At 64.9% G+C, this 21682-nt stretch carries 16 protein-coding genes and 1 tRNA gene; 9 read left to right on the forward strand and 8 right to left on the reverse strand.

Annotated elements, in window-relative coordinates; genetic code table 11:
* Positions 1-24: 24 nt before the first annotated feature.
* Positions 25-903, reverse strand: coding sequence for a UTP--glucose-1-phosphate uridylyltransferase (locus AC1DRP_RS07715; RefSeq protein WP_476768233.1), 879 nt, complete (start codon positions 901-903; stop codon positions 25-27).
* Between the two features lie 219 nt (positions 904-1122).
* On the opposite strand from AC1DRP_RS07715, the gene galE reads away from it, so the two are divergent.
* From galE to AC1DRP_RS07730, 3 genes are all read left to right on the forward strand, one after another.
* Entirely contained in the window at positions 1123-2112 is a 990-nt protein-coding gene (galE, locus tag AC1DRP_RS07720) for a UDP-glucose 4-epimerase GalE (protein ID WP_441487908.1), read from the forward strand.
* Positions 2113-2200: 88 nt separating this feature from the next.
* On the forward strand, positions 2201-3442 hold the full coding sequence (locus AC1DRP_RS07725; RefSeq protein WP_476768234.1) for a lytic murein transglycosylase: 1242 nt from the start codon (positions 2201-2203) through the stop codon (positions 3440-3442).
* A 65-nt stretch (positions 3443-3507) separates the two neighbouring features.
* On the forward strand, positions 3508-4740 hold the full coding sequence (locus AC1DRP_RS07730) for an SGNH/GDSL hydrolase family protein (protein ID WP_476768235.1): 1233 nt from the start codon (positions 3508-3510) through the stop codon (positions 4738-4740).
* A 146-nt stretch (positions 4741-4886) separates the two neighbouring features.
* Here AC1DRP_RS07730 and AC1DRP_RS07735 read toward each other — a convergent pair whose 3' ends face one another.
* Both AC1DRP_RS07735 and gltB read right to left on the reverse strand, forming a co-directional pair.
* Positions 4887-6308 carry a glutamate synthase subunit beta gene (locus AC1DRP_RS07735; RefSeq protein WP_069879097.1) on the reverse strand — a complete coding sequence of 474 codons (1422 nt, stop codon included), beginning with the start codon at positions 6306-6308 and terminating at the stop codon, positions 4887-4889.
* 23 nt (positions 6309-6331) lie between these two features.
* The gene (gltB, locus tag AC1DRP_RS07740; RefSeq protein WP_476768241.1) at positions 6332-11005 is read right to left on the reverse strand and encodes a glutamate synthase large subunit; all 4674 of its coding nucleotides are present in this window, start codon (positions 11003-11005) and stop codon (positions 6332-6334) included.
* A gap of 661 nt (positions 11006-11666) precedes the next feature.
* Here gltB and AC1DRP_RS07745 point away from each other — a divergent pair.
* Entirely contained in the window at positions 11667-12731 is a 1065-nt protein-coding gene (locus AC1DRP_RS07745; protein WP_476768236.1) for a threonine aldolase family protein, read from the forward strand.
* A gap of 86 nt (positions 12732-12817) precedes the next feature.
* Complete coding sequence (locus AC1DRP_RS07750; protein ID WP_476768237.1) at positions 12818-13771, forward strand: hypothetical protein; 954 nt, start codon at positions 12818-12820, stop codon at positions 13769-13771.
* 84 nt (positions 13772-13855) lie between these two features.
* Here the strand turns inward: AC1DRP_RS07750 and AC1DRP_RS07755 are convergent, their stop codons facing one another.
* Positions 13856-14323, reverse strand: coding sequence for an Hsp20 family protein (locus AC1DRP_RS07755; RefSeq protein ID WP_476768238.1), 468 nt, complete (start codon positions 14321-14323; stop codon positions 13856-13858).
* Between the two features lie 193 nt (positions 14324-14516).
* Here AC1DRP_RS07755 and AC1DRP_RS07760 point away from each other — a divergent pair, with 193 nt between their 5' ends.
* Positions 14517-15572 carry an alpha/beta hydrolase gene (locus tag AC1DRP_RS07760; RefSeq protein WP_441504339.1) on the forward strand — a complete coding sequence of 352 codons (1056 nt, stop codon included), beginning with the start codon at positions 14517-14519 and terminating at the stop codon, positions 15570-15572.
* Here AC1DRP_RS07760 and hisN read toward each other — a convergent pair.
* Positions 15477-16259 (reverse strand): histidinol-phosphatase, encoded by a 783-nt coding sequence (gene hisN / locus AC1DRP_RS07765; RefSeq protein ID WP_069879102.1) that lies wholly within the window; start codon positions 16257-16259, stop codon positions 15477-15479. The two genes, AC1DRP_RS07760 and hisN, sit on opposite strands and share 96 nt — an antisense overlap.
* A gap of 340 nt (positions 16260-16599) precedes the next feature.
* Positions 16600-17520 carry an N-formylglutamate amidohydrolase gene (locus AC1DRP_RS07770; RefSeq protein WP_441504340.1) on the reverse strand — a complete coding sequence of 307 codons (921 nt, stop codon included), beginning with the start codon at positions 17518-17520 and terminating at the stop codon, positions 16600-16602.
* Positions 17521-17775: 255 nt separating this feature from the next.
* On the opposite strand from AC1DRP_RS07770, the gene cpdR reads away from it, so the two are divergent.
* Positions 17776-18135, forward strand: a complete 360-nt coding sequence (gene cpdR / locus AC1DRP_RS07775) for a cell cycle two-component system response regulator CpdR (RefSeq protein WP_038363805.1) — start codon at positions 17776-17778, stop codon at positions 18133-18135.
* A 131-nt stretch (positions 18136-18266) separates the two neighbouring features.
* A tRNA-Val gene (locus AC1DRP_RS07780) sits at positions 18267-18341 on the forward strand.
* A gap of 253 nt (positions 18342-18594) precedes the next feature.
* Here AC1DRP_RS07780 and AC1DRP_RS07785 read toward each other — a convergent pair.
* A complete protein-coding gene (locus tag AC1DRP_RS07785; protein ID WP_441504341.1) occupies positions 18595-19728 on the reverse strand; it encodes a serine hydrolase domain-containing protein in 1134 nt (377 codons plus the stop codon).
* A 169-nt stretch (positions 19729-19897) separates the two neighbouring features.
* A complete protein-coding gene (gene tenA, locus AC1DRP_RS07790; protein ID WP_441504342.1) occupies positions 19898-20566 on the reverse strand; it encodes a thiaminase II in 669 nt (222 codons plus the stop codon).
* Positions 20567-21126: 560 nt separating this feature from the next.
* On the opposite strand from tenA, the gene AC1DRP_RS07795 reads away from it, so the two are divergent.
* A partial coding sequence (locus AC1DRP_RS07795; RefSeq protein WP_476768239.1) for a F0F1 ATP synthase subunit A occupies positions 21127-21682 on the forward strand: 556 nt, incomplete at its 3' end.

A 21682-nucleotide genomic window follows, 5' to 3' on the forward strand; every position in this document is an offset into this window, starting at 1 on the left:
GGCCCGGGAACGACGGTGCGACGGTTACGCCTCGAGCAGCCGCTCGATTTCCGCGCGCAGTTGCGGGCCAAGGTCGCCGCGCTGGAGCGCATAGGCGATGTTGGCGGTCAGGAAGCCGAGTTTCGAACCGGTGTCGTAGATGTCCCCATCGAAGCGCACGGCGTAGAAGGGCTCCTGCCGGGATAGTGCGATCATCGAATCGGTGAGCTGGATTTCGCCGCCGGCGCCTGTTTCCTGGTTCGCCAGCAGATTGAAGATCGTCGGCTGCAGGATGTAGCGGCCGGTGATGTGCAGATTCGAGGGGGCCGTTCCCTTTGCCGGCTTCTCGACCATCTTCGTGATCTTCGAGACCTTGGCCTTCACGTCCTCGACGCCGACGATCCCGTATTGATGGGTCTGGTCGTCCGGCACCGGCGCCACGCCGATGTGGTTGCCGCCGTGCTTCTCGAAGGCGTCGATCATCTCGGCGAGGCAGCCCTTGCCGAGGCTGTGATGGAGCATATCCGGCAGCAGCAAGGCGAAGGGCTCGTCACCGATGACATCGCGTGCGCACCAGACGGCGTGGYCAAGGCCAAGCGGAGCCTGCTGACGGAGGAAGCTCGCGGCGCCCGCCGGCGGCAGATCCGCCCTGAGCGCCTCCAGTTCCTTCATCTTGCCGCGCTTGGCCAATGTGTCATCGAGCTCATAGGCGATATCAAAATGGTCTTCGATCACGCCCTTGTTGCGGCCGGTGACGAAGACGAAATGCTCGATGCCGGCTGCCCTGGCCTCGTCGACGACATGCTGGACGACCGGACGGTCGACGATGGTCAGCATTTCCTTGGGGACCGCCTTGGTGGCGGGAAGGAAGCGGGTACCAAGGCCCGCGACGGGAAGGACGGCCTTGCGGATGCGTTTCGTCATGAAAAACCCATTTCGCGCACCGAGCGTGGTGCGCCTGCGTCGGAAGGGCAAAGCGTAGGAAGCCGGCGTGCCCCGATCAATGCCAGCTGTTGCCAAGGCTGTCGCGCAATTCTGGCGAAAGGCGGGCCAGCCTGTTCCTGATACCAATCGTCGCTTGATGCGTCGTCAATCCTTTTTGCTTAAGGCCTATGCCAGAGCGATGACAATCGGAGACGATACATGACGATTCTGGTCTCGGGCGGCGCCGGCTATATCGGCAGCCATATGGTGCTGGAGCTGCTCGATCGCGGCGAAAAGGTCGTCGTGCTCGACGATCTCTCGACCGGCTTCTGGTGGGCCGTGCCCCCGGAAGCGACATTCGTACAAGGCGATATGGGCGATCAGGCTCTGGTCGAGCGCGTCATCGCCGAGCATGGCATCACCGAGATTGCGCATTTCGCAGCCAAGATCGTGGTGCCCGATTCGGTTTCCGATCCGCTTGGTTACTATCTCAATAACACCGTGAAGACGCGCGCCCTGCTCGAGAGCGCGGTGCGCGGTGGCGTCAAGCACGTGATCTTCTCCTCGACGGCAGCAGTCTATGGTGAGCCGGCCGTCAGCCCCGTGCCCGAGGAGATCGGACTTGCGCCGATCAACCCCTATGGCCGCTCGAAGCTGATGAGCGAGTGGATGCTCGGCGATGTCGCGCGTGCCCACGGCCTGACCTATGTGGCACTGCGCTATTTCAACGTGGCCGGGGCCGATCCGCGCGGCCGTTCCGGGCAGTCCGCGGCGAACGCCACCCATCTGATCAAGGTCGCGAGCCAGGCGGCGCTCGGCCAGCGCGCCGGGCTCGAGATCTTCGGCACGGACTATCCGACGCCGGATGGCACCTGCGTGCGCGACTATATCCACGTCACCGATCTGGCGCGGGCGCATCTGGCGGCGCTCGATCATTTGCGCGATGATGGCGCCAGCCTGACACTGAACTGCGGCTATGGTCGTGGCTATTCGGTGAAGGAGGTGGTCGAGGTGGTGAAGCAGGTGTCGGGGACGGATTTCCCGGTCAAGCTCTCGCCGCGCCGGGCCGGCGATCCGGCGTCCCTGGTTGCCAAGGCCGACCGCATCCGCGCCGAACTCGGGTGGCAGCCCGAACATGACGATCTGACGCAGATCGTGACGCAAGCCCTGGCCTGGGAAGAGGTTCTGCGGACCCGAAACGCGCGGTGATTGCGCTACGTTAACCCATGGTTAATCTTGTTCGGGCGCTGTTGCTGAAGTCGTTTACGCCCAGCCTGTCCTAGCAAGGTTTTTGCCCATGCGCCGCCTGTCCCTCGTCCTCGCCGTGGCCACAGCCAGCCTCGTCCCGGCGCTGGCTCAGACGACAGGCTCGATCAACGCCTCGGCGCGCTCGCACAGCACGAATGCTGCGACCGCCGGGCAGGGCCAGGCGTCCTTCGATGCCTTCCTGCAGCGGCTCTGGCCGCAGGCGCAGGCGCGCGGCATCTCGCGCAAGACCTTCGATCTGGCCTTTCGCGGGGTGACGCCGGATGCCTCGATCGTCGCGCTGACGAAGAAGCAATCGGAGTTTTCGGCGCCGATCTGGACCTATCTCAACAACGCTGTCGGTGGCACGCGCGTCGCACGCGGGCGTGACGCTGCCGCCGACAATGCAAATACGCTCGCCCAGGTCGAAGCCCGCTATGGCGTGCCCAAGGAGGTCGTGCTCGGCGTCTGGGGCATGGAAACCAATTACGGTTCGTTCAAGGGCGACAAGGACACGATCCGCTCGCTCGCGACGCTCGCCCATATCCGCTATCGCGGCGACTTCTTCCGCGATGAACTGCTGACGGCGCTCGAGCTGATCGAAARGGGCTATGTCGAGCGCAGCGAGCTGCGCGGCTCCTGGGCGGGAGCGATGKGGCACACCCAGTTCATGCCGTCGAGCTACATGAAATACGCCGTCGACTTCACCGGAGACGGGCATGCCGATATCTGGGCTTCGACCAGCGACGCACTGGCCTCGACCGCCAACTACCTCAAGGGCTACGGCTGGGTGCCGGGCCTGCCTTGGGGCATGGAAGTGAGGCTCCCGGAGAATTTCGATCACCGCATCAACAAGGCAAGTTTCTCTGCCTTCAACGCGGCAGGGGTGCGGCGGGCCGATGGGCGGGCGCTGCCATCCTCGGGTGAGGCGCGGCTGTTCTTTCCTGCCGGCTATCGCGGCCCCGTCATGCTGCTGACCGCGAATTTCGACGTCATCAAGAAATACAACTCCTCTGACGCCTATGCGCTTGCGGTCGGCCATCTCGGCGACCGGATCGCAGGGCGTCCGGCAATCCAGGCTGAATGGCCGGTCTCGGCGCCGCGGCTGGACATGGCAGGAACCAAGGATCTGCAGCGGCGGCTGAAGGTGCTTGGCTTCTATGATCATGATGCCGACGGGCGCATCGGCACCGGCACACGCGAGGCGGTGCGCCAATACCAGCTGAGCGCTGGCCAGATCGCCGATGGCTACCCGACGCCGGCGCTTCTCGCGCGCATGCGTGGGGCGCGCTGACTCCAGCCTCCGACCGCGGTATGATGCCGGCGAACTCCGTCGGCCGGCGTAGGACCGAGAGCGCCATGCGTTTGCGTTCACTTCTGATGGTTCTGGGGGCTGCCCTGCTCCTGCTGCTGACCGGCGGGCCGTCCTCCTTTGCCGAGAACGACACGATGCTGACGCGTGATCCCACGCTGCAGCGTGGCCGCGGGTTCGTTTTTCCCTTCAGCCGACTTCAGCCGCAGCCCCAGCCCGCGCCACAGCGCCAGCGCGTGGCGCCAGCCCAGGCACGCAGGACGTCGCCGGTGGTCGTACGCGACGATCCGGTCATCCCCAAGGTCGATGTCAGCCACCATATCGTCGTGCTGGGGGATTCGCTTGGCGATCTCGTGGTCGGCGGGCTCGTCGAGGCCTTGAATGATCGTCCCGACGTCGCGGTGATGCGCAAGACGAAACTCGAATCCGGTCTTGTCCGCGCCGATTTCTACGATTGGCCCAAGGCGGTCACCGATCTGCTRGCGAGCGACCAGAAGATCACCGTCGCCGTGATGCTGCTCGGGCTCAATGATCGGCAAGCGATCCGTGAAGGCGAGACCCTTCATGAGCCGCTGAGCGAGCGTTGGCTGGAACTCTATYGGGATCGGGTCGACGGCATCGCCGGGGMTTTTGCGGCGAAACGCATTCCCTTGCTCTGGGTCGGTCTCCCGCCCGTCCAGAATTCACGCCTTACCGCCGACTATGTCATTCTCAACGACGTCTATCGGCAGCGTGTCGAGCGGGCCGGCGGCCAGTACATCGATCTCTGGGGCGGTTATGTCGATGCCGAGAACCGCTATAGGGCGATGGGGCCCGATGTATCCGGGCAGACGACGCGATTGCGCACCGCCGATGGCATTCATTTCACCAAGGCGGGGGCACGCAAGGCCGCTCACTTCATCGATGTGGTGATCCGCCGTCTGATCGAGGGGCGTCCGGAACAAGGCGTGATCGCGCTTCCGGTCGCGCCCGAGACCGGGGCTCCAAGCAATCCGGAACTGCAGGCCGGCGGCATCGAACGCCTGATCGACCGTATGGTCCAGGGATTGCCCGACCTCGGCGGCCTTGGCCCCTTGCTGCAGGCAAAGCCGCTCGCAGGTCCGATCATGCCGCTGACAGGGGTGTCGTCCAATGGGGACCGGGCGCTGCTCGCCTCGATCCAGGAGGCGAGAGGACGGGGCGACCTCGCCACCCAGCTCGACCGCGTGTTCGGCGAGGGGGTCGCGAGCGAACCGAAGCCGGGTCGCATCGACGATTACCGCTGGCCGCGCCGGAACTGACCGGAACCGACACGAATATCCCGCTTCCCTTCGGGAGAAGGGGAGCCCCGCAGCGCCGAGACGGGCAAGGGGCAACTCGGGCCACCTGCTCCCCTCATGCGCCGCCGGCTGCGACATGTCCTCCCCGAGCGGGAGAAGGGATCTCCCTATCGCGGCAGGATGGTCTCGCCCATCAGGTGCTTGTCGATGGAATGGGCCATCTGGCGACCTTCGCGGATCGCCCAGACGACCAGCGACTGGCCGCGGCGCATGTCGCCGGCGACAAACACCTTCTCGACCGAAGTCTTGTAGGCGAGCGTGTTCGCCTCGACATTGCCGCGCTTGTCGAGCGTGACGCCGAGCTTCTCGATCAAGCCTTCACGGACCGGCGAGACGAAGCCCATGGCGAGCAGGACGAGATCGGCCCTGAGGTCGAACTCGGTGCCCGGGATCGGCTTCAGCGCATTGTCGACGCGGGCGCAGTTCAGCCGGCGGACCTGGCCATTCTCGCCGGTGAACTTCAGCGTGGTGATGGCGAAGTCGCGCTCGGCCCCCTCCTCGTGACTGGAGGAGGTTCGGAGCTTGAGCGGCCAGTTCGGCCAGGTCARCGCCTTGTTTTCCTTCTCCGGCGGCTGCGGCATGATCTCGATCTGAGTCACCGAGAGCGCACCCTGGCGCACCGAGGTGCCGATGCAGTCAGACCCGGTATCGCCGCCGCCGATGACCACGACATGCTTGCCCGTCGCCAGGATCTCGGCACCATTGCCGTTGGCTGCCTCGCCGCCGACGCGACGGTTCTGCTGCGGCAGAAAATCCATGGCGAACTGGATGCCAGCGAGCTCGCGACCCTCGATCGGCAGATCACGCGGCTTCTCGGCGCCACCGGTCAGGCCGACGGCGTCATAGCGCGCCAGCAACTCGGCCGGGTCGATATCGACGCCGACATTGGCATTGTAGTGGAAGACGACGCCTTCGGCCTCCATCTGGCGGACACGGCGCTCGACATGGGACTTCTCCATCTTGAAGTCCGGAATGCCGTAGCGCAGCAGGCCGCCGGCGCGCGCCTGGCGCTCATAGAGATGCACCTCGTGGCCGACACGGGCGAGCTGCTGGGCCGCAGCGAGGCCCGCCGGACCGGAGCCGATGATGGCGATCTTCCTGCCGGTCTTGGCACGCGGCAGTTGGGGGATGATCCAGCCCTCCTGCCAGCCCTTGTCGACGATCGCACATTCGATCGATTTGATGGTGACCGGCGTGTCCTCGAGATTCAGCGTGCAGGACGCCTCGCAGGGGGCAGGGCAGACGCGGCCGGTGAACTCCGGGAAGTTGTTGGTCGAGTGCAGGTTGTCCAGCGCCTCGCGCCACTTGTCGTTGTAGACGAGGTCGTTCCAGTCCGGGATCTGGTTGTTGACCGGACAGCCGTTGTGACAATACGGGATGCCGCAATTCATGCAGCGCGCCGCCTGGTCGCGGGTTGCCTCCGCGCCGAGCGGAATGACGAATTCCTTGTAGTTCCTGATCCGGTCCGAAGCCGGAAGGTACTTCCGGTCGCGACGGTCGATCTCGAGGAAGCCGGTTACCTTGCCCATCGTCTCACATCCGCCTGATTGGGTTACTCGGCCGCGACCGACATGCCGGCTTGCGCCCGCTCGATTTCGAGGAGGGCACGCCGGTATTCGACCGGCATGACCTTGACGAATTTGGGCAGGTATTCCGTCCAGTTCTCGAGAATGTCCTTGGCCCGCTGCGAGCCCGTGTAGCGGTGATGATCGGCGACGAGCTGGTGCAGGCGCTCGGCGTCGTATCCGGACATGTTGGCCATCACGTCGATCCGGCCCTTGAACTCGAGGTCGCCGCCATGGTGGTGGATGCGCTGCATCAGCTCCTCCTCCTCGGTGACCGGCTCGAGATCGACCATGGAGAGGTTGCAGCGCTTGGCGAAGCTCTTGTCCTCGTCGAGCACATAGGCGACACCGCCGGACATGCCGGCCGCGAAGTTGCGGCCGGTCTGGCCGAGCACGACGACGACGCCGCCGGTCATGTATTCGCAGCCATGATCGCCGGTGCCCTCGACCACGGCGATCGCGCCGGAATTGCGCACGGCGAAGCGCTCGCCGGCGACGCCGCGGAAGTAGCATTCGCCCGAGATTGCGCCGTAGAGCACGGTGTTGCCGACGATGATCGAATTCTCGGCGATGGTTTGCGCATCCGGCGACGGCCGGATGATCAGCTTGCCGCCTGAGAGACCCTTGCCGACATAGTCATTGGCCTGGCCCGTGAGATCGAGTGTGACGCCATTGGCGACCCAGGCGCCAAAGCTCTGGCCGGCCGTGCCGGTGAGCTTCACCGTGATCGTGTCCGCCGGCAGGCCGGCATAGCCGTAGCGCTTGGCGACTTCGCCCGAGAGCATCGCACCGGTCGAGCGGTCGACGTTGCGGATCGGGCTCGTGATGACCACAGCCTCGCCCTTGTCGAGGGCGGATGCAGCCTCGGCGAGCAGCGTCCGGTCGAGCACGGTGTCGATCGGGTGCTTCTGGCGCTCGACATGGCGGATGGCGACTTCGCCCTTCACCTCCGGCTTGTGGAAAATCCGGGTGAAGTCGAGTCCCTTTGCCTTCCAGTGGTCGATCGCCTGCTTCTTGTCGAGCCAGTCGGAGCGGCCGACGAGATCGTCGAACCTGGCGACGCCGAGGCTCGCCATGATCTCGCGCACGTCCTCGGCGAGGAAGAAGAAGAAGTTGATGACGTGCTCGGGCGCGCCCTTGAAGCGCTTGCGCAGCACCGGATCCTGGGTCGCGACGCCGACCGGGCAGGTGTTGAGGTGGCACTTGCGCATCATGATGCAGCCGGCCGCAATCAGCGGAGCGGTGGCAAAGCCGAACTCGTCGGCGCCGAGCAGGGCACCGATGACGATGTCGCGGCCGGTGCGAAGGCCGCCATCGACTTGCAGCGCGATACGCCCGCGCAGCTTGTTCAGCACCAGGACCTGATGGGTCTCGGCGAGGCCGATCTCCCAGGGTGATCCGGCATGCTTGATCGAGGTCAGCGGCGATGCGCCGGTGCCGCCCTCATAGCCCGATATGGTGATGTGGTCGGCGCGTGCCTTGGCGACGCCGGCCGCAACCGTGCCGACGCCGAGCTCCGAGACGAGCTTGACCGAGACATCGGCCGCCGGGTTGACGTTCTTCAGGTCGAAGATCAGCTGGGCCAGATCCTCGATCGAGTAGATGTCGTGATGCGGCGGCGGCGAGATCAGGCCGACGCCCGGGGTCGAATGCCGGACCTTGGCGATGCGCGCGTCGACCTTGTGGCCGGGCAGCTGGCCGCCCTCGCCGGGCTTGGCGCCCTGCGAGATCTTGATCTGCATCATGTCGGAATTGGCGAGGTATTCGACCGTGACGCCGAAGCGGCCGGAGGCGACCTGCTTGATCGCCGAGCGCATCGAGCGGCCGTCGGGCAGCTTGACGAAGCGCTCTGGCTCCTCGCCGCCTTCGCCGGTGTTCGACTTGCCGCCGATCGTGTTCATGGCGATGGCGAGCGTCGAATGCGCCTCATGGCTGATCGAACCGAAGGACATGGCGCCGGTCGAGAAACGGCGCACGATCGAGGCCGCCGACTCGACCTGATCGAGCGGGATCGGCTTGGTGCCGAGCGCGTCGGCATCCTTGATCTGAAACAGCCCACGGATCGTCGAGAAACGCTGGCTCTGGTCGTTCACCAGCTCGGCATAGGCCTTGTACTTGTCCTGCGCATTGCCGCGGACGGCATGCTGGAGCAGCGAGATGTTCTCCGGCGTCCAGGCATGGTCCTCGCCGCGGATACGGAAGGCGTATTCGCCGCCGATATCGAGCGCATCGCGATAGACCGGCGAGTCGCCGAAAGCATCGCGATGCCGGCGCACGGTTTCTTCCGCGAGCTCCGGCAGGCCGACGCCCTCGATCGAGGACACGGTGCCGGCAAAGTACTTGTTGATCGTCTCGGTCTTCAGGCCGATCGCGTCGAAGATCTGCGCGCCGCAATAGGACTGATAGGTCGAGATGCCCATCTTGGACATGACCTTGAGCAGGCCCTTGCCGACAGACTTGATGAAGCGCTTGACGACCTCGTAGCGGTCGACCTCCGGCGGGAACTCGCCGGCCTCGTAGAGCGCCTCGAGCGTTTCGAAGGCGAGATAGGGGTTGATCGCCTCGGCGCCGAAGCCGGCAAGACAGGCGAAGTGATGAATTTCGCGCGGCTCGCCGGATTCCACAACGAGACCGACCGAGGTGCGCAGGCCCTTGCGGATCAGGTGGTGATGGACAGCGGCCGTCGCCAGCAGAGCCGGGATCGGAATGCGGTCCGGCCCCACCTGCCGGTCGGAGAGGATGATGATGTTGTAGCCGCCATGCACGGCCGCCTCGGCCCGTTCGCAGAGCCGTGCGATAGCGCCTTCCATGCCGGCTGCGCCTTCGCGCGCGGGATAGGTGATGTCGATCGTCTTGGTGTCGAAGCGGTCCTCGTAGTGACCGATGCAACGGATCTTCTCGAGATCGTCATTGGTCAGGATCGGCTGGCGCACTTCAAGGCGCTTGCGGCGCGAGGTGCCCTCCAGGTCGAGGATGTTCGGCCGCGGCCCGATGAAGGAGAGCAGGCTCATCACCAGCTCTTCGCGGATCGGGTCGATCGGCGGGTTCGTGACCTGTGCGAAGTTCTGCTTGAAATAGGTGTAGAGCAGCTTCGACTTCGAGGAGAGCGCCGAGATCGGCGTGTCGGTGCCCATCGAGCCGACGGCCTCCTGGCCGGTCACGGCCATGGGCGCCATCAGGATCTTGGTGTCTTCCTGGGTGTACCCGAAGGCCTGCTGACGATCGAGCAGGGCGACATCGGTGCGCGAGGCGCGCGCCTCGACCGGCGGCAGCTCCTCCAGCACGATCTGGGTCCGCTTCAGCCAGTCCTTGTAGGGATTGGCGAGGCAGAGCGAGGTCTTGATCTCGTCATCGCCGATGATGCGGCCTTGATCGAGATCGATGAGCAGCATCTTGCCGGGCTGGAGACGCCACTTCTGGACGATCTTCTCTTCCGGGATCGGCAGCACGCCATATTCCGAAGCGAGCACGACGAGACCGTCATCGGTGACGAGATAGCGCGCGGGCCGCAGGCCGTTGCGGTCAAGCGTCGCGCCGATCTGCTTGCCGTCGGTGAAGGCGATGGCGGCAGGGCCGTCCCAGGGCTCCATCAAGGCGGCGTGATATTCGTAGAAGGCGCGGCGCTCTTCATCCATGAGCGGGTTGYCGGCCCAGGCCTCGGGCACGAGCATCATCATGGCATGGGCGAGCGAATAGCCGCCCTGGACCAGGAATTCGAGGGCGTTGTCGAAGCAGGCGGTGTCGGACTGGCCCTCGTAGGAAATCGGCCAGAGCTTCGAGATATCCGCGCCAAACAGCTCGGAATCGACCGAGGCCTGACGAGCAGCCATCCAGTTGACGTTGCCGCGCAGCGTGTTGATCTCGCCATTATGCGCCACCATCCGGTAGGGGTGGGCAAGGCGCCAGGACGGGAACGTGTTGGTGGCGAAGCGCTGGTGGACGAGCGCAATCGCGCTCTCGAAGCGCGGATCGGTCAGGTCCTTGAAATAGGAGCCGAGCTGCGTGACGAGCACCATGCCCTTGTAGACGATGGTGCGGGCCGACATCGAGACCGGGTAATAGGTCGCGGTGGCGCGGTCCTGGCGCTTGTAGACCTTATTCGAAACAGACTTGCGCAGGACATAGACCTTGCGCTCGAAATCATCCTCGTCGGTGATCTCGACCGGACGGCCAACGAAAAGCTGGCGATGGGTCGGCTCGGTTTCCTTCACCGCTTCGCCGAGGTCGCTGTTATCGACCGGTACGTCGCGCCAGCCGAGGAAGACCAGGCCTTCCTCCTCGACCGTCTGTGCGACGATCTCCTCGCAGACGGCGCGGTCGCCGGCATCCTGCGGCATGAAGAACTGGCCGATGGCGTAGTGGCCGGGCTCGGGCAGGGCGATGCCGAGCTTCGCGCATTCCTCTTGGAAGAAGCGATGCGGAATCTGGGTGAGGATACCGCAACCATCGCCTAGCTTGGGGTCGGCGCCGACAGCGCCGCGATGGTCGATATTGTGCAGGATCTGCAGGCCCTGCTCGACGATCGCATGGGTCTTGCGGTTCTTCATGTCGGCGATGAAGCCGACGCCGCAGGAATCCTTCTCGAAGGACGGATCGTAGAGGCCCTGGCGCTCGGGCATGGCCGGATCGCGCACCGTCAGGACCGGCTCGGTGGCCGTCATGGTCGTCACAGCTTTGCTGCTGAAGACACCCGACTTGCTGGTTCCGCTCATCGTCAAACCCCGCTTGCCATACCCCTCGCGCTTCCGCCGAGAGACCCGCATCAGTCTACATCGCCGTCCGCACCGGCCCCTGCTAGCCTTCAAGGCAGCAAGGATGGAGCCAGTCCGGCCAGGTTCGTCTGTCAGAGGGGGGCTTGCGCTGTTTTAATCCCGCGCCCGCGTCCTCCGCAGGCGCCTCGGGCTTCCCAGAGCCCTGTCGCGCCTGTTTACGCCGCCGTTTTACGGGCGGCGCGTTTACGGTTGGCTGTGGCGGTCGTGGCCGGGCCCCTCGTCATTGCTCCGCTCCGTTGCGATCGTCCGACATCAGGCTCGCGGCCTCATGTCAGCGCGGTGAAAAATGGGACAGTAACACTGTCCTATTGAGACGAATTTGCCAGAATTCTAATGTCGGCACAAGCGTGAATTTTGGGCGGATTGGAAATATTGTTGCGATATGCGTTTCGATGGCGACATTTCCGGGATGAAAGGCACAGTTGGGTCGCACGCTTCTTGTCCGAAGGGCTTATACCGGCGGCGGCCGGTCCGGGCTCAGTCGCGCCGTGCAAGGCGTCATTCCGGCCTTGCGCTTGGCAGGGCGCGCCCGCCTCGCTAACGCTCGTTCATGAACTTCATCAGCGACAATACGGCGGGTGCGAGCGCCCCGGTGATGGCCGCGATCGCGGCCGCCAATGACGGCGCAGCGGCCGCCTATGGCACCGATATCTGGACCCAGCGCGTCGAACGGCTCTTTGCCGAGCTGTTCGAGCACGAGGTCTCGGTTTTCCTGGTGACCAGCGGCACGGCTGCGAACGCGCTGGCGCTGGCCTGCCTGACGCGCCCCTGGGGCGCGGTCCTGACCCATCAGGAAAGCCACGTCGCCGATGACGAGTGCGGCGCGCCGGAATTCTTCGGCGACGGCGCCAAGCTCATCGGCCTGCCCGGTACCGGCAACAAGATCACGCCTGAGTCCGTGACCAAGGTCTTGGCGCGGATGCGCGAGGGGGCGCTGCATCAGGTGCAGCCGCAGGCGGTCTCGATCGCGCAGGCAACCGAATGCGGGTTGGTCTATCGTCCCGACGAGGTGCGGGCCCTGAAGCAGGCGGCCGAGCCCCGCGGCCTGAAGCTGCATATGGATGGCGCCCGCTTTGCCAATGCGCTGGTCACGCTGGGCTGCTCTCCAGCCGAGATCACCTGGAAGGCAGGCGTCGACGTCCTGTCCTTTGGCGGCACCAAGAATGGCGCCTGGGCGGCCGAGGCCGTGGTCTTCTTCGATCAGGCCTTGGCTGCTGAAATGAAATGGCGGCGCAAGCGGGCCGGTCATACGCTTTCCAAGGGCCGGCTGATCGGCGCACAATTCGAGGGCCTCCTGGCCGGCGGCCATTGGCTGGCGCTGGCGCGCCACGCCAACGCGATGGCGTCCCGGCTGTCCGAGGCGGTTGCGAGAGGCGGCTCGGTGYGGTTGGCCTGGCCCTGCGAGGCCAATACGGCGTTTCTCGTCCTCGATGCTGCAACGCAGGAGCGGCTGAAGGCGGCCGGGGTCGGCTATCACGCCTGGTCCGACACCGCGCTTCCCGACGATGCAGCGCTTGCATCGGGCGATATTGTCGGTCGGTTCGTGATGTCCTTTGCGACGCGCTCCGAGGATGTCGAACAGCTGATATCGCTGCTGAACGCGCCGTCTCGCTGAAATATCCCCTGATTGACGCCGCATGGGTGCCGTAATCCCTAAGGAAGACTGAAGTCCCCGTTCGGTTCGTTAACAAGGATGGAGATATGGCTTCTGTTTCGACCGCGCGCTCGCGCGCCGCGCTGATCGGCCTGGCTGTTGCCGGCGCGCTGGCGGGCTCGGCCGGTGGAGCCGCCGCGCAGTATTATTACGACTATGGCTACGAATATGTGCCGCGTCGCGCTTATGGCTATGGCTACGGCTATCGTTATGCACCGCCGCCGCCTGCGMCGTTGTCTTCACGGAGCATCGCCGAGATCGCCATCCGCGAGCACAGGCTCGCCCAGGTCGACCGCACCACGCGCACCGAGTCCGATTTTGTGGTCGATGGGCGCATGGCGAATGGCCGGCGCGTACGGCTGATCTTCGATCGTTTCAGCGGCGATCTCGTCCGGCGGGTGAACCTGCAGACTCCTGAACGAATGAGGGGACCCCCCCCGGATGTCGCGCGCGTCGATCCGCGTGAGCATGCCCCGGCTCAACCGCGGTTGCTGCCGCTCCCGCCGGAGCGCCCCGATTCGCTCAAGGCTCCGGCTGAGGCGAACGCGCCTGCCCAAGTCGTTCCGGCGTCCCCGGCCGCACCGATGCCGGCTCCTGAACCGGAGAAGGCGCCAGCTCCTCCCGCCGAGGCGAGCGCGCCTGCAACGGTCATGCCCCCGTCTCCGGCGGCGCCGACACCGCCAGCCGAACAGGCAAAACCTGTCGAGCAGGCTCCTGCCCAGGCTCGTGCGCCAGCAACCGAGGCTCCGTCCACGCCGGCAACACCCGTCGCGCCGACGCCGGGCCCGACCACCCCATCCGGCGAGGAGAAGCCGAAGCTGGTGAACCCCGACGATGTTCGCGGAACGGAGACTCCCGAGCACAAGCCGCCGCTTGCGAAGGCTGAATCGCCGGAGATCAAGGCTTCGCCGGTCGAGCTGCCACCGGTCCAGATCGAGGATCCGGCGCCCTCCACACCGCGCCCGGCGACGCCTGCCGTTCCGGTCGCGCCTCTCGACTGAGAGACGATCGCCAATTCCAGGCGTGAAAAGGGCGCCCCCGGAAACCGGGGGCGCCCTCTGTCTGCCAGCCCTGGGCTGGGCGTGTTACGCGGCCTTCGAAACCTTGGCCTCGAGCACCTTGGCGGGTTTGCCGCCGATGGCGATCTGGCGCGGCTTCTTGGCCTCGGGAATCTCGCGGACGAGGTCGATATGGAGCAGGCCGTTCTCGAGGCTCGCGCCGGTCACCTGGACATAGTCGGCGAGCTGGAAGCGGCGTTCGAAGGCGCGTGCGGCGATGCCCTGATGCAGGACTTCGCGCTTCTCGGCGCTTTCGGAAACCTGCTTCTCACCGCGTACGGTCAGGGTGTTTTCCTTGCTTYCGATGGCAAGGTCGCTGTCGGAGAAGCCGGCGACCGCGATGGAGATGCGGTAGGCGTTCTCGGCAGTGCGCTCGATATTGTAGGGCGGATAGGTCGGCGCGGTTTCAGCGCTGGTAGCCTGGTCGAGCAGGTTGAACAGACGATCGAAGCCAACGGTCGAGCGATAGAGCGGGGAAAGATCGAAGTGACGCATGATGTCCTCCAGAAGAAGCGACGTTTGGTCGAGCCTGCCTCGTCTTGAGCACAGGCCCCATTCAGGTTCACGCAGCCGGTATCGGCCTGCGTAACCAGGAATTGGGGAGCGATTTCAGCTTTTCAAGAGCTGCCTCGAGCGGGCATAACCGAGGGCATCCGCCCGGGACTGTCGCCGCGATTCGGAGCGCCTGATGGCCGAGGCCGAGCTTTTTTCCCTCCCCGACTACCCGGTTCCCGGGCATGGCAAGGTCTGGCTTGCCCTGGCGCGCGACGGGGCCAGGCTCCGCTTCGCGAGCTGGCACCCGACAGTAAAGCGGGTGCGCGGTACTGTCGTGATCATCCAGGGGCGCGCGGAGTTCATCGAACGCTACAGCGAGACGATCGCCGAGCTGCGCCGCCGCGGTTTCCACGTTCTCGCCTTCGACTGGCGCGGCCAGGGCGGTTCGCAACGCTTCGTCTCGCGTGAACGCAAGGGGCATGTCGGCGGTCTGCGGCATTACGAGACCGACCTCGCACTTGCCATGGCGGAAATGCAGGCCCGGCTGCCGCCTCCCTATTTCGTTCTGGCGCATTCGATGGGGGCGGCGCTGTGCCTCGACGCCGCCCGGCGCAACGCATTGCCGGTCTCGCGACTGGTCGCGCTCGCGCCCATGCTCGGCCTCTCCATGGTCGAGCGGCCACGGGCGGCGAGCTATCTCGCAAGCGTGCTGTACTGGCTCGGCCTCGGCAGCGCCTTCGTGCCTGGCGGCGGTGACACGGCGATCGCGACCAAGCCATTCCAAGGCAATCGGCTGACGAACGACCCCGTCCGCTATGCCCGGAACGCCGCGCTTTCAGCGGCGGCGCGCCATCTCAGCATCGGCGATCCGACTGTCGGCTGGGTCAGGACCGCGTTCCGGTTGATGAACCGGCTGGCGGCTCCCTCGGCGCCCCTAGAGGTCAGGGTGCCGACGCTGGTGATCGCAGCCGGGCGCGACCCGGTGGTCTCGACGCCTGCAATCGAGCGCTTCGCGGCGCGGCTGAAGACCGGTTCGGCATTGATATTGCCGACTGCGCGCCACGAGATCCTGATGGAAACGGATGCCGTCCGCGCGCAGTTCTGGGCGGCCTTCGATGCATTCATTCCCGGCGAAGCGATCGCCGGGCCCGGGTCAGCCGGCGAGCAGGGCGAGGGCGGCCTGATGCAGGGTCCTGTTGGCGGCGGCGATGATGCGTCCGCCCTTGGCGGCACTGCCGCCATCCCATGAGGTGACGATTCCGCCGGCGCCTTCGACGATCGGGATCAGCGCGACGATGTCATAGGGTTTCAGCCCGCTCTCGATGACGAGATCGACATGGCCCGAGGCCAGCATGCAATAGGCATAGCAATCGCAGCCGTAACGGGCGAGGCGCACCGCGCTTTCGACGCGCAGATAGGCTTCCTGCTCGGCACCTTGAAACAGTTTTGGGCTGGTGGTCATTACCGTCGCGGTGGCCAGCTCGCCGTTCTGGCGCGTGCGCAGCACCCGTGGCCCGCCCGGACCCTCATAGCGTGCCTGTCGGCCGTCGCCGGAATAGCGCTCGCCGGTGAAGGGTTGGTGCATCATGCCGTAAACCGGAACGCCCTCGCGGGTCAGGCCGATCAGCGTGCCCCAGACCGGGATGCCGGAGATGAAGGCACGGGTGCCGTCGATCGGGTCGAGCACCCAGACATATTCGGCCTCACCGTTCTCCGTGCCGAACTCCTCTCCGAGCACGCCATGCTCGGGGAAATTGCGCTTGATCAGGTGGCGCATCACGTTCTCGCCGGCGCGGTCGGCCTCGGTCACGGGATCGAACACGCCGCCGCAGGACTTGTCCTCGGTCGCATGCTTGGCGCGGAAGAAGGGCAGGATCGCCTGGCCGGATTGGGTCGCGAGTTCCGCGACGAAGGCGCCGAAATCAACCGCACTCATCTTTGCTCTCCGGAGCTGCGCGATGCTGCGCAGCAAAAATGCAGGATCCAGCCTGCTCGCTCGGTTCTTCTAGCGGCGCTCGTCGTCGGAAAACAAGGAATCTGACGGAAAATCAGCAGTTTTGGATTGCGTGCGGCGCATGGCTCATAAGATCTTCGACAAAGGCGCTTGCTTTTTTGCGCTGCACAGTCATATTGTGCACTGCGAAGGGGCGATCACCTCAAGCCTTCGTTTGCCCTCCTTGGGCGTTTCCTCCCTAGACTTGGGCCGCCACGAAAGTGCGCGGCCCTTTTTTCTGCGCTGCGCCGATACTGTCATCGCAAGCCTCTGAGAAAACAGGCTATTCCGCAGCTTCGCGCCAATCGTCGAGCCAGCCGCTCCAATGCGCGAAGCACTCCGCCATGGTGGTGCCGATCGCCTGCTCCAACTCTGCAAAACCGGTATGCGGCTCCAGGGTCGCTTCGTTCATGTAGAGGGACCGGTTGATCTCGATCTGCAGGGCATGCACGCCTGAGGCTGGCGCGCCGTAATGCTCGGTGATGAAGCCGCCGGCATAGGGGCGGTTGCGCGTGACGCTGAGCCCGCGCCGACGAAAGGCTTCCTCGGCGATGTCGATGATGTAGCCAGCGGCGCTGGTGCCGAAGCGGTCACCGAGAATCACATCCGACTTGGCGAGCCCGTCGCGGTCGAGTCCGGTCGAGGGCATCGAATGGGCGTCGACCAGAATGCAGGTGCCGAATGCGCCTTGCGTGCGCTGGACCAGGCTGCGCAGCCCGGCATGGTAGGGGCGATAGAGCTCGTCGATCCTGGCGAGTGCTTCCTCCACCGGAATCTTGCCAAAATAAATCTCGTGCGCGTCTCCGACGATGCGTGGAATTGTGCCCAGCCCCCCTGCGACCCGCATCGAGCGGGTATTGGCGAAGGCGGGCAGGCGGCCGTCGAACATGCGCGGGTCGAGCTCATAGGGCTCGCGGTTCACATCGAGAAAGGCACGCGGAAATTCGGCGACAAGCAGCGGCGCGCCAAGGGCGACCGTCTGCGCGAAGAGGCGGTCGACATAGGCATCCTCGGAGCGGCGCAGCGAGCGCAGCGGCAATCGTGCTCGCTCCACGAAGCCGGGAGGGTAGCGACGCCCGGCATGCGGCACGTCGACCACCACCGGCACGACCTGGAGCGGCGGCTGATAGAGGCTGAAGGGGCGCTCGATCTCGACGACGATGTCGGCGGCTTCAGCGGAGAAATTACCGGACGAGATGGTCATGCGGGACAACTGAAGCACACATTGCCGGGCGGATGAAGCGATCTCGAATCCGGCGCTGAATCGAACATCGCGTTCACGCGTTGTTTACCATGTTGGCGCGTTATACTGCGATAGTGTTCCAAGCGCTCCGGGCAGGCGATAACGCTTCGCGGCGTTGGCTCGGAATGCCGAATCGGGCGAGACGAAACAGAGAAGGGGTTGTCCGGGGTGGGCGGCCTCTATCGATAGGCCGAACGGGACGGACGAAGCAGGCCCATGACCAAGATACTTCTCGCTGAAGACGACAACGACATGCGCCGCTTTCTGGTCAAGGCCCTGCAGAATGCGGGCTACGACGTGGCGTCGTTCGATAATGGGCTTTCAGCATATAATCGCCTGCGTGAAGAGCCCTTCGAACTGCTGCTGACCGACATCGTCATGCCGGAGATGGACGGCATCGAGCTGGCGCGGCGCGCCACCGAGCTCGATCCCGACATCAAGGTGATGTTCATCACAGGTTTCGCTGCAGTTGCGCTCAACCCCGATTCCCAGACGCCGAAGGACGCAAAAGTGCTGTCCAAGCCGTTCCATCTGCGCGAGCTGGTGAACGAGGTCGAGAAGTTGCTCGCAGCCTGAGCGCTTTTTGCAATCAAGCGTCTTGCAAGGCGCGAAATGAGCGGCTATAGCCCGCTCAACCTCGCAACAGGGACACGCCGCAAGGCCGAACCTGTTCCGACTGCCAGGACAGATTATCGTCACGGCATGACGGGCGCGTAGCTCAGCGGGAGAGCACTACGTTGACATCGTAGGGGTCACAGGTTCGATCCCTGTCGCGCCCACCATTTCACAAAACCCGGATATCGCTTTGAAGAGCGGTATCCGGGTTTTTGCGTTTGGTGCCTCAATGGCAAGGGCAGCCGCGATGTCCGAATGCCGCCTGATGCGCGGCAGGGGCGCTCCGCCCATCCCTTGAGGGCGGACGGCGCGAATCACTGCCGCCCGTGCTTTGAAGCGGTCTCCGCCGGGCTCAGGCGGGACCTGCTGCCCCCCGCTGTCCACAGGGCCGGTCAGGCGACCAGCCATCGGCAAACCCGCCTAGCGGGCCGCTGCGAGCATGCGATCGACGAAGCCGTCGAGGGCGGATTTGTCGATCCAGCGCAGCACCGCGACGAGATCCTGCGTGGGATCGAGCCAAATTGCGTTGACGCCGGCACCAAGCGCGAAGACGGCCGTGGCGGGAACATTCGGCCGAGCCGCCGCGCCCCGGTTGAGCCACCAGAGATAGCCGTAATTCTCGAGCGTGGGTGAAGGCGACAGCATGTCGTCGATCCAGGCCGGCGATAGCAGCTCACGGCCAGCCCAGGCGCCACCGCGCCCTACGAGCAGGCCCAGCCGGGCGTGGTCGCGCGCGCTGATGAAGAGGCCGCCGCCCCAATGGCCGCCGCCGGGCACGGACTGCACGCTCCGGCCGTCGATCTCGACCGAGGAATTGCGATAGCCCTGCCACTCCCAGCCTTGCGAGGCCCCGATCGGTTCCATGATGCGCTCGCGCAGGACCTCGGGCAGCGGCTTGCGGAAGCGCTGCAGCAGGCAATAGGCCAGCAGGTTCACCCGTACGTCATTGTACTCGTAGTGGCTGCCAGGTGGCTTGAGGGCGCGCCGCTCGCCCTTGCGGCTGTTGTCGGCGCCCGGCCCGATCTGCCGGTTATGATCGACCTGGTCCGACTTGCCGAAGATTTCCCCCTGCCATTCGCTCGATTGCTGCAGGAGATGGCGCCAGGTGATGGCCGCATTCTGCGCGCCCTCGAACCAGGGACCGTCGACGGTTTTCGCCACCGGCTCGTCGACATCGCGAATCAGTCCGTCGGCGACGGCAAGCCCCGCCAGCACGGCGATATAGCTCTTCGCGATGGAGAAGGTCATGTCGGCGCGGGCCGTGTCGCCCCACTCGGCAACCAGGCGGCCGCCCCGGAGGATCAGGCCGGCCGGACCGCCGCGCTCCCTGACCGGGCCGACGATCTCGCTCCAGGTGCCTGACTCGTTCCATTCGACGAGGCCGACATAGCGCCCGTCGGGATAATAGAAGCTGCGCGGCCAGGTGCTCTCCTGCGCCTTGGCGAAGTCGACGGCAGCCTGCAGCCTTGCGGCGTCGAAGCCGGCTTCGGCCGCTGGAATGGTTTCCCAATCGCCATTGGCCGGCGGTACATAGGCATCATTGGTCTGAGACACGTGGCTGATCCTCGGAGGCATTGCGCGGGCCGATCATTGCGAAACGCTACCATACCCGACCGGTCTCAGCCGTCATGTCGAGAGTGATCCCGGCCTGCGCCGCATACCGGGCGCGCAGAGCTCGCCGGCCGGCTGCAGGTGGTCGGGGCGGATCGGTGGATGATCCCGGCTATGCGGTGCCGTCGTTCAGCGCCATTTGCCAGAAATCCGCCTCGAGACGGGAGGCCTTGGCAAAGAGGGTCGTGAGTTCGGCAAAGCGCCGTTCCGTCATCGCCCGCGCGGCGAGATCGTCGAGATGGCGCCGGGCTGCCATCGCGATTTCCTGATAGGCATCGCCGGCATATTCCCCGATCCAGTCGCGATAGGGATGGTCCCCGAGTGGTTCTGGGCCCGCGGGAGTAAGGTTTCGCCCGATTTCGGCATAGCCGATCACGCAAGGGGCGAGCGCGACATGCAGGTCGAGCAGGTCGCCCGAGACGCCGCAGTCCAGCACGAACCGGGTATAGGCAATCGTCGCGGCATGCTCCGGTGCTGCTTCGATCTCGGTGGGGTGCAGCCCCCAACGGCCGCAGAGCCGGATATGGAGGTCCATCTCGACGTCGAGGATGGCTGCCAGGCCGGCCTTGGCCGCCCGCATGTCGGAAAGCGTGCGGCCCTTGTAGATTGCGAGCGCATAGGCGCGGGCGAACTGGATCAGGAAGAGATAATCCTGCACCAGATAGGTACGGAAGGCGGCCTGCGGCAGCGTGCCAGTCGCCATTTGCCGGACGAAGGCGTGGTCGACATAGCTCGTCCAGTCGGCCTTTGCGGCGGACTTCAGTCGATCGAAAATGTCCATCTCAGGCGTTGTCTCCACAGGCGGTGCCAGCCGGATGCGCGAAATGCGGCATCAGGCCGCCGGAACCGATAAGCTTTGGCGGGCCAGGCTGCAAATTCCGGCTCTACCCCCGAATTCGAACAGCTTCGGGGTGTTTTCGGCGATGGAAGCGCTCGGACCGGTTAGCGCTCGCGGCGGCTTTCTGACCGTCATCAATGTGAAGGCCAGCCCGTCCGGTTGACGTGAAATTCACTTCGCTCTAGAGACCGGCCCGCACTGGACGACCTGTGCCATCTGTAACGCTGGGGACGGCCCCATTGTCTCGGGAGAGATAATGGAACCGACATGCCCCAGGCATGGCCGCAGGCTGCTGATTGATCAGCGAGCCGGGCCTTCTTCTCAGAAACTGCCCTCTTCCCAAAACCTGACGAACCGCTTCGCCCGCTGGCACGTCCATGCGCGCCGTCCGGATTCGTCCCGTATCCCGCCCGCAGTCGAAGCGTTGGCCTGCACGGCCTGGCGCCTGCCGACGCATCGCGGGGCCGTTCCCGTTTCAACCCACATGACGCAAGAGGTTCGCCGTGGCCGGCCCGATTGAGCAATTCGAAATCAAGACGCTGTTCAGCCTTGGGGAGGTCGCTGGGCAGGAGATCGCCTTCACCAACTCATCCGCCTTCATGATCGCGATCGTCGCCAGCGCCAGCGGCTTTCTGCTGCTCTCGACCCGCACCCGCGCGATTGTCCCTGGCCGTGCCCAGGCCCTCAGCGAAATTCTCTACGAGTTCGTACGGAACACGCTCAGAAGCATCGCAGGCGAGCATGGCATGCGTTTCTTCCCGCTGGTCTTTTCGCTCTTCATCTTCATCCTGTTGGCCAATCTGATCGGAATGTTGCCGTTCGCGTTCACCGTGACGAGCCATATCTCCGTGACCTTCGCGCTTGCCATGCTCGTGTTCTGCACGGTGACGATCTATGGCCTCGTGAAGCATGGCTTCGGCTTCCTGCGGCTGTTCCTGCCGTCGGGCGTTCCCATCGTCCTTGCGCCGATCATCGTCCTGATCGAGGTCGTCTCCTATATCTCGCGACCGATCAGCCATTCGATCCGCCTGTTCGCGGTCATGCTGGCCGGCCATATCG

It is taken from the genome of Allobosea sp. 01N443 (assembly GCF_056399325.1).

Bases quoted from the DNA above. Each gene is read 5' to 3' on its own strand.
- galE (WP_441487908.1), top strand. From the start codon at position 1,123: ATGACGATTCTGGTCTCGGGCGGCGCCGGCTATATCGGCAGCCATATG.
- AC1DRP_RS07760 (WP_441504339.1), top strand. From the start codon at position 14,517: ATGGCCGAGGCCGAGCTTTTTTCCCTCCCCGACTACCCGGTTCCCGGG.
- hisN (WP_069879102.1), bottom strand. From the start codon at position 16,259: ATGAGTGCGGTTGATTTCGGCGCCTTCGTCGCGGAACTCGCGACCCAA.
- AC1DRP_RS07770 (WP_441504340.1), bottom strand. From the start codon at position 17,520: ATGACCATCTCGTCCGGTAATTTCTCCGCTGAAGCCGCCGACATCGTC.
- cpdR (WP_038363805.1), top strand. From the start codon at position 17,776: ATGACCAAGATACTTCTCGCTGAAGACGACAACGACATGCGCCGCTTT.
- tenA (WP_441504342.1), bottom strand. From the start codon at position 20,566: ATGGACATTTTCGATCGACTGAAGTCCGCCGCAAAGGCCGACTGGACG.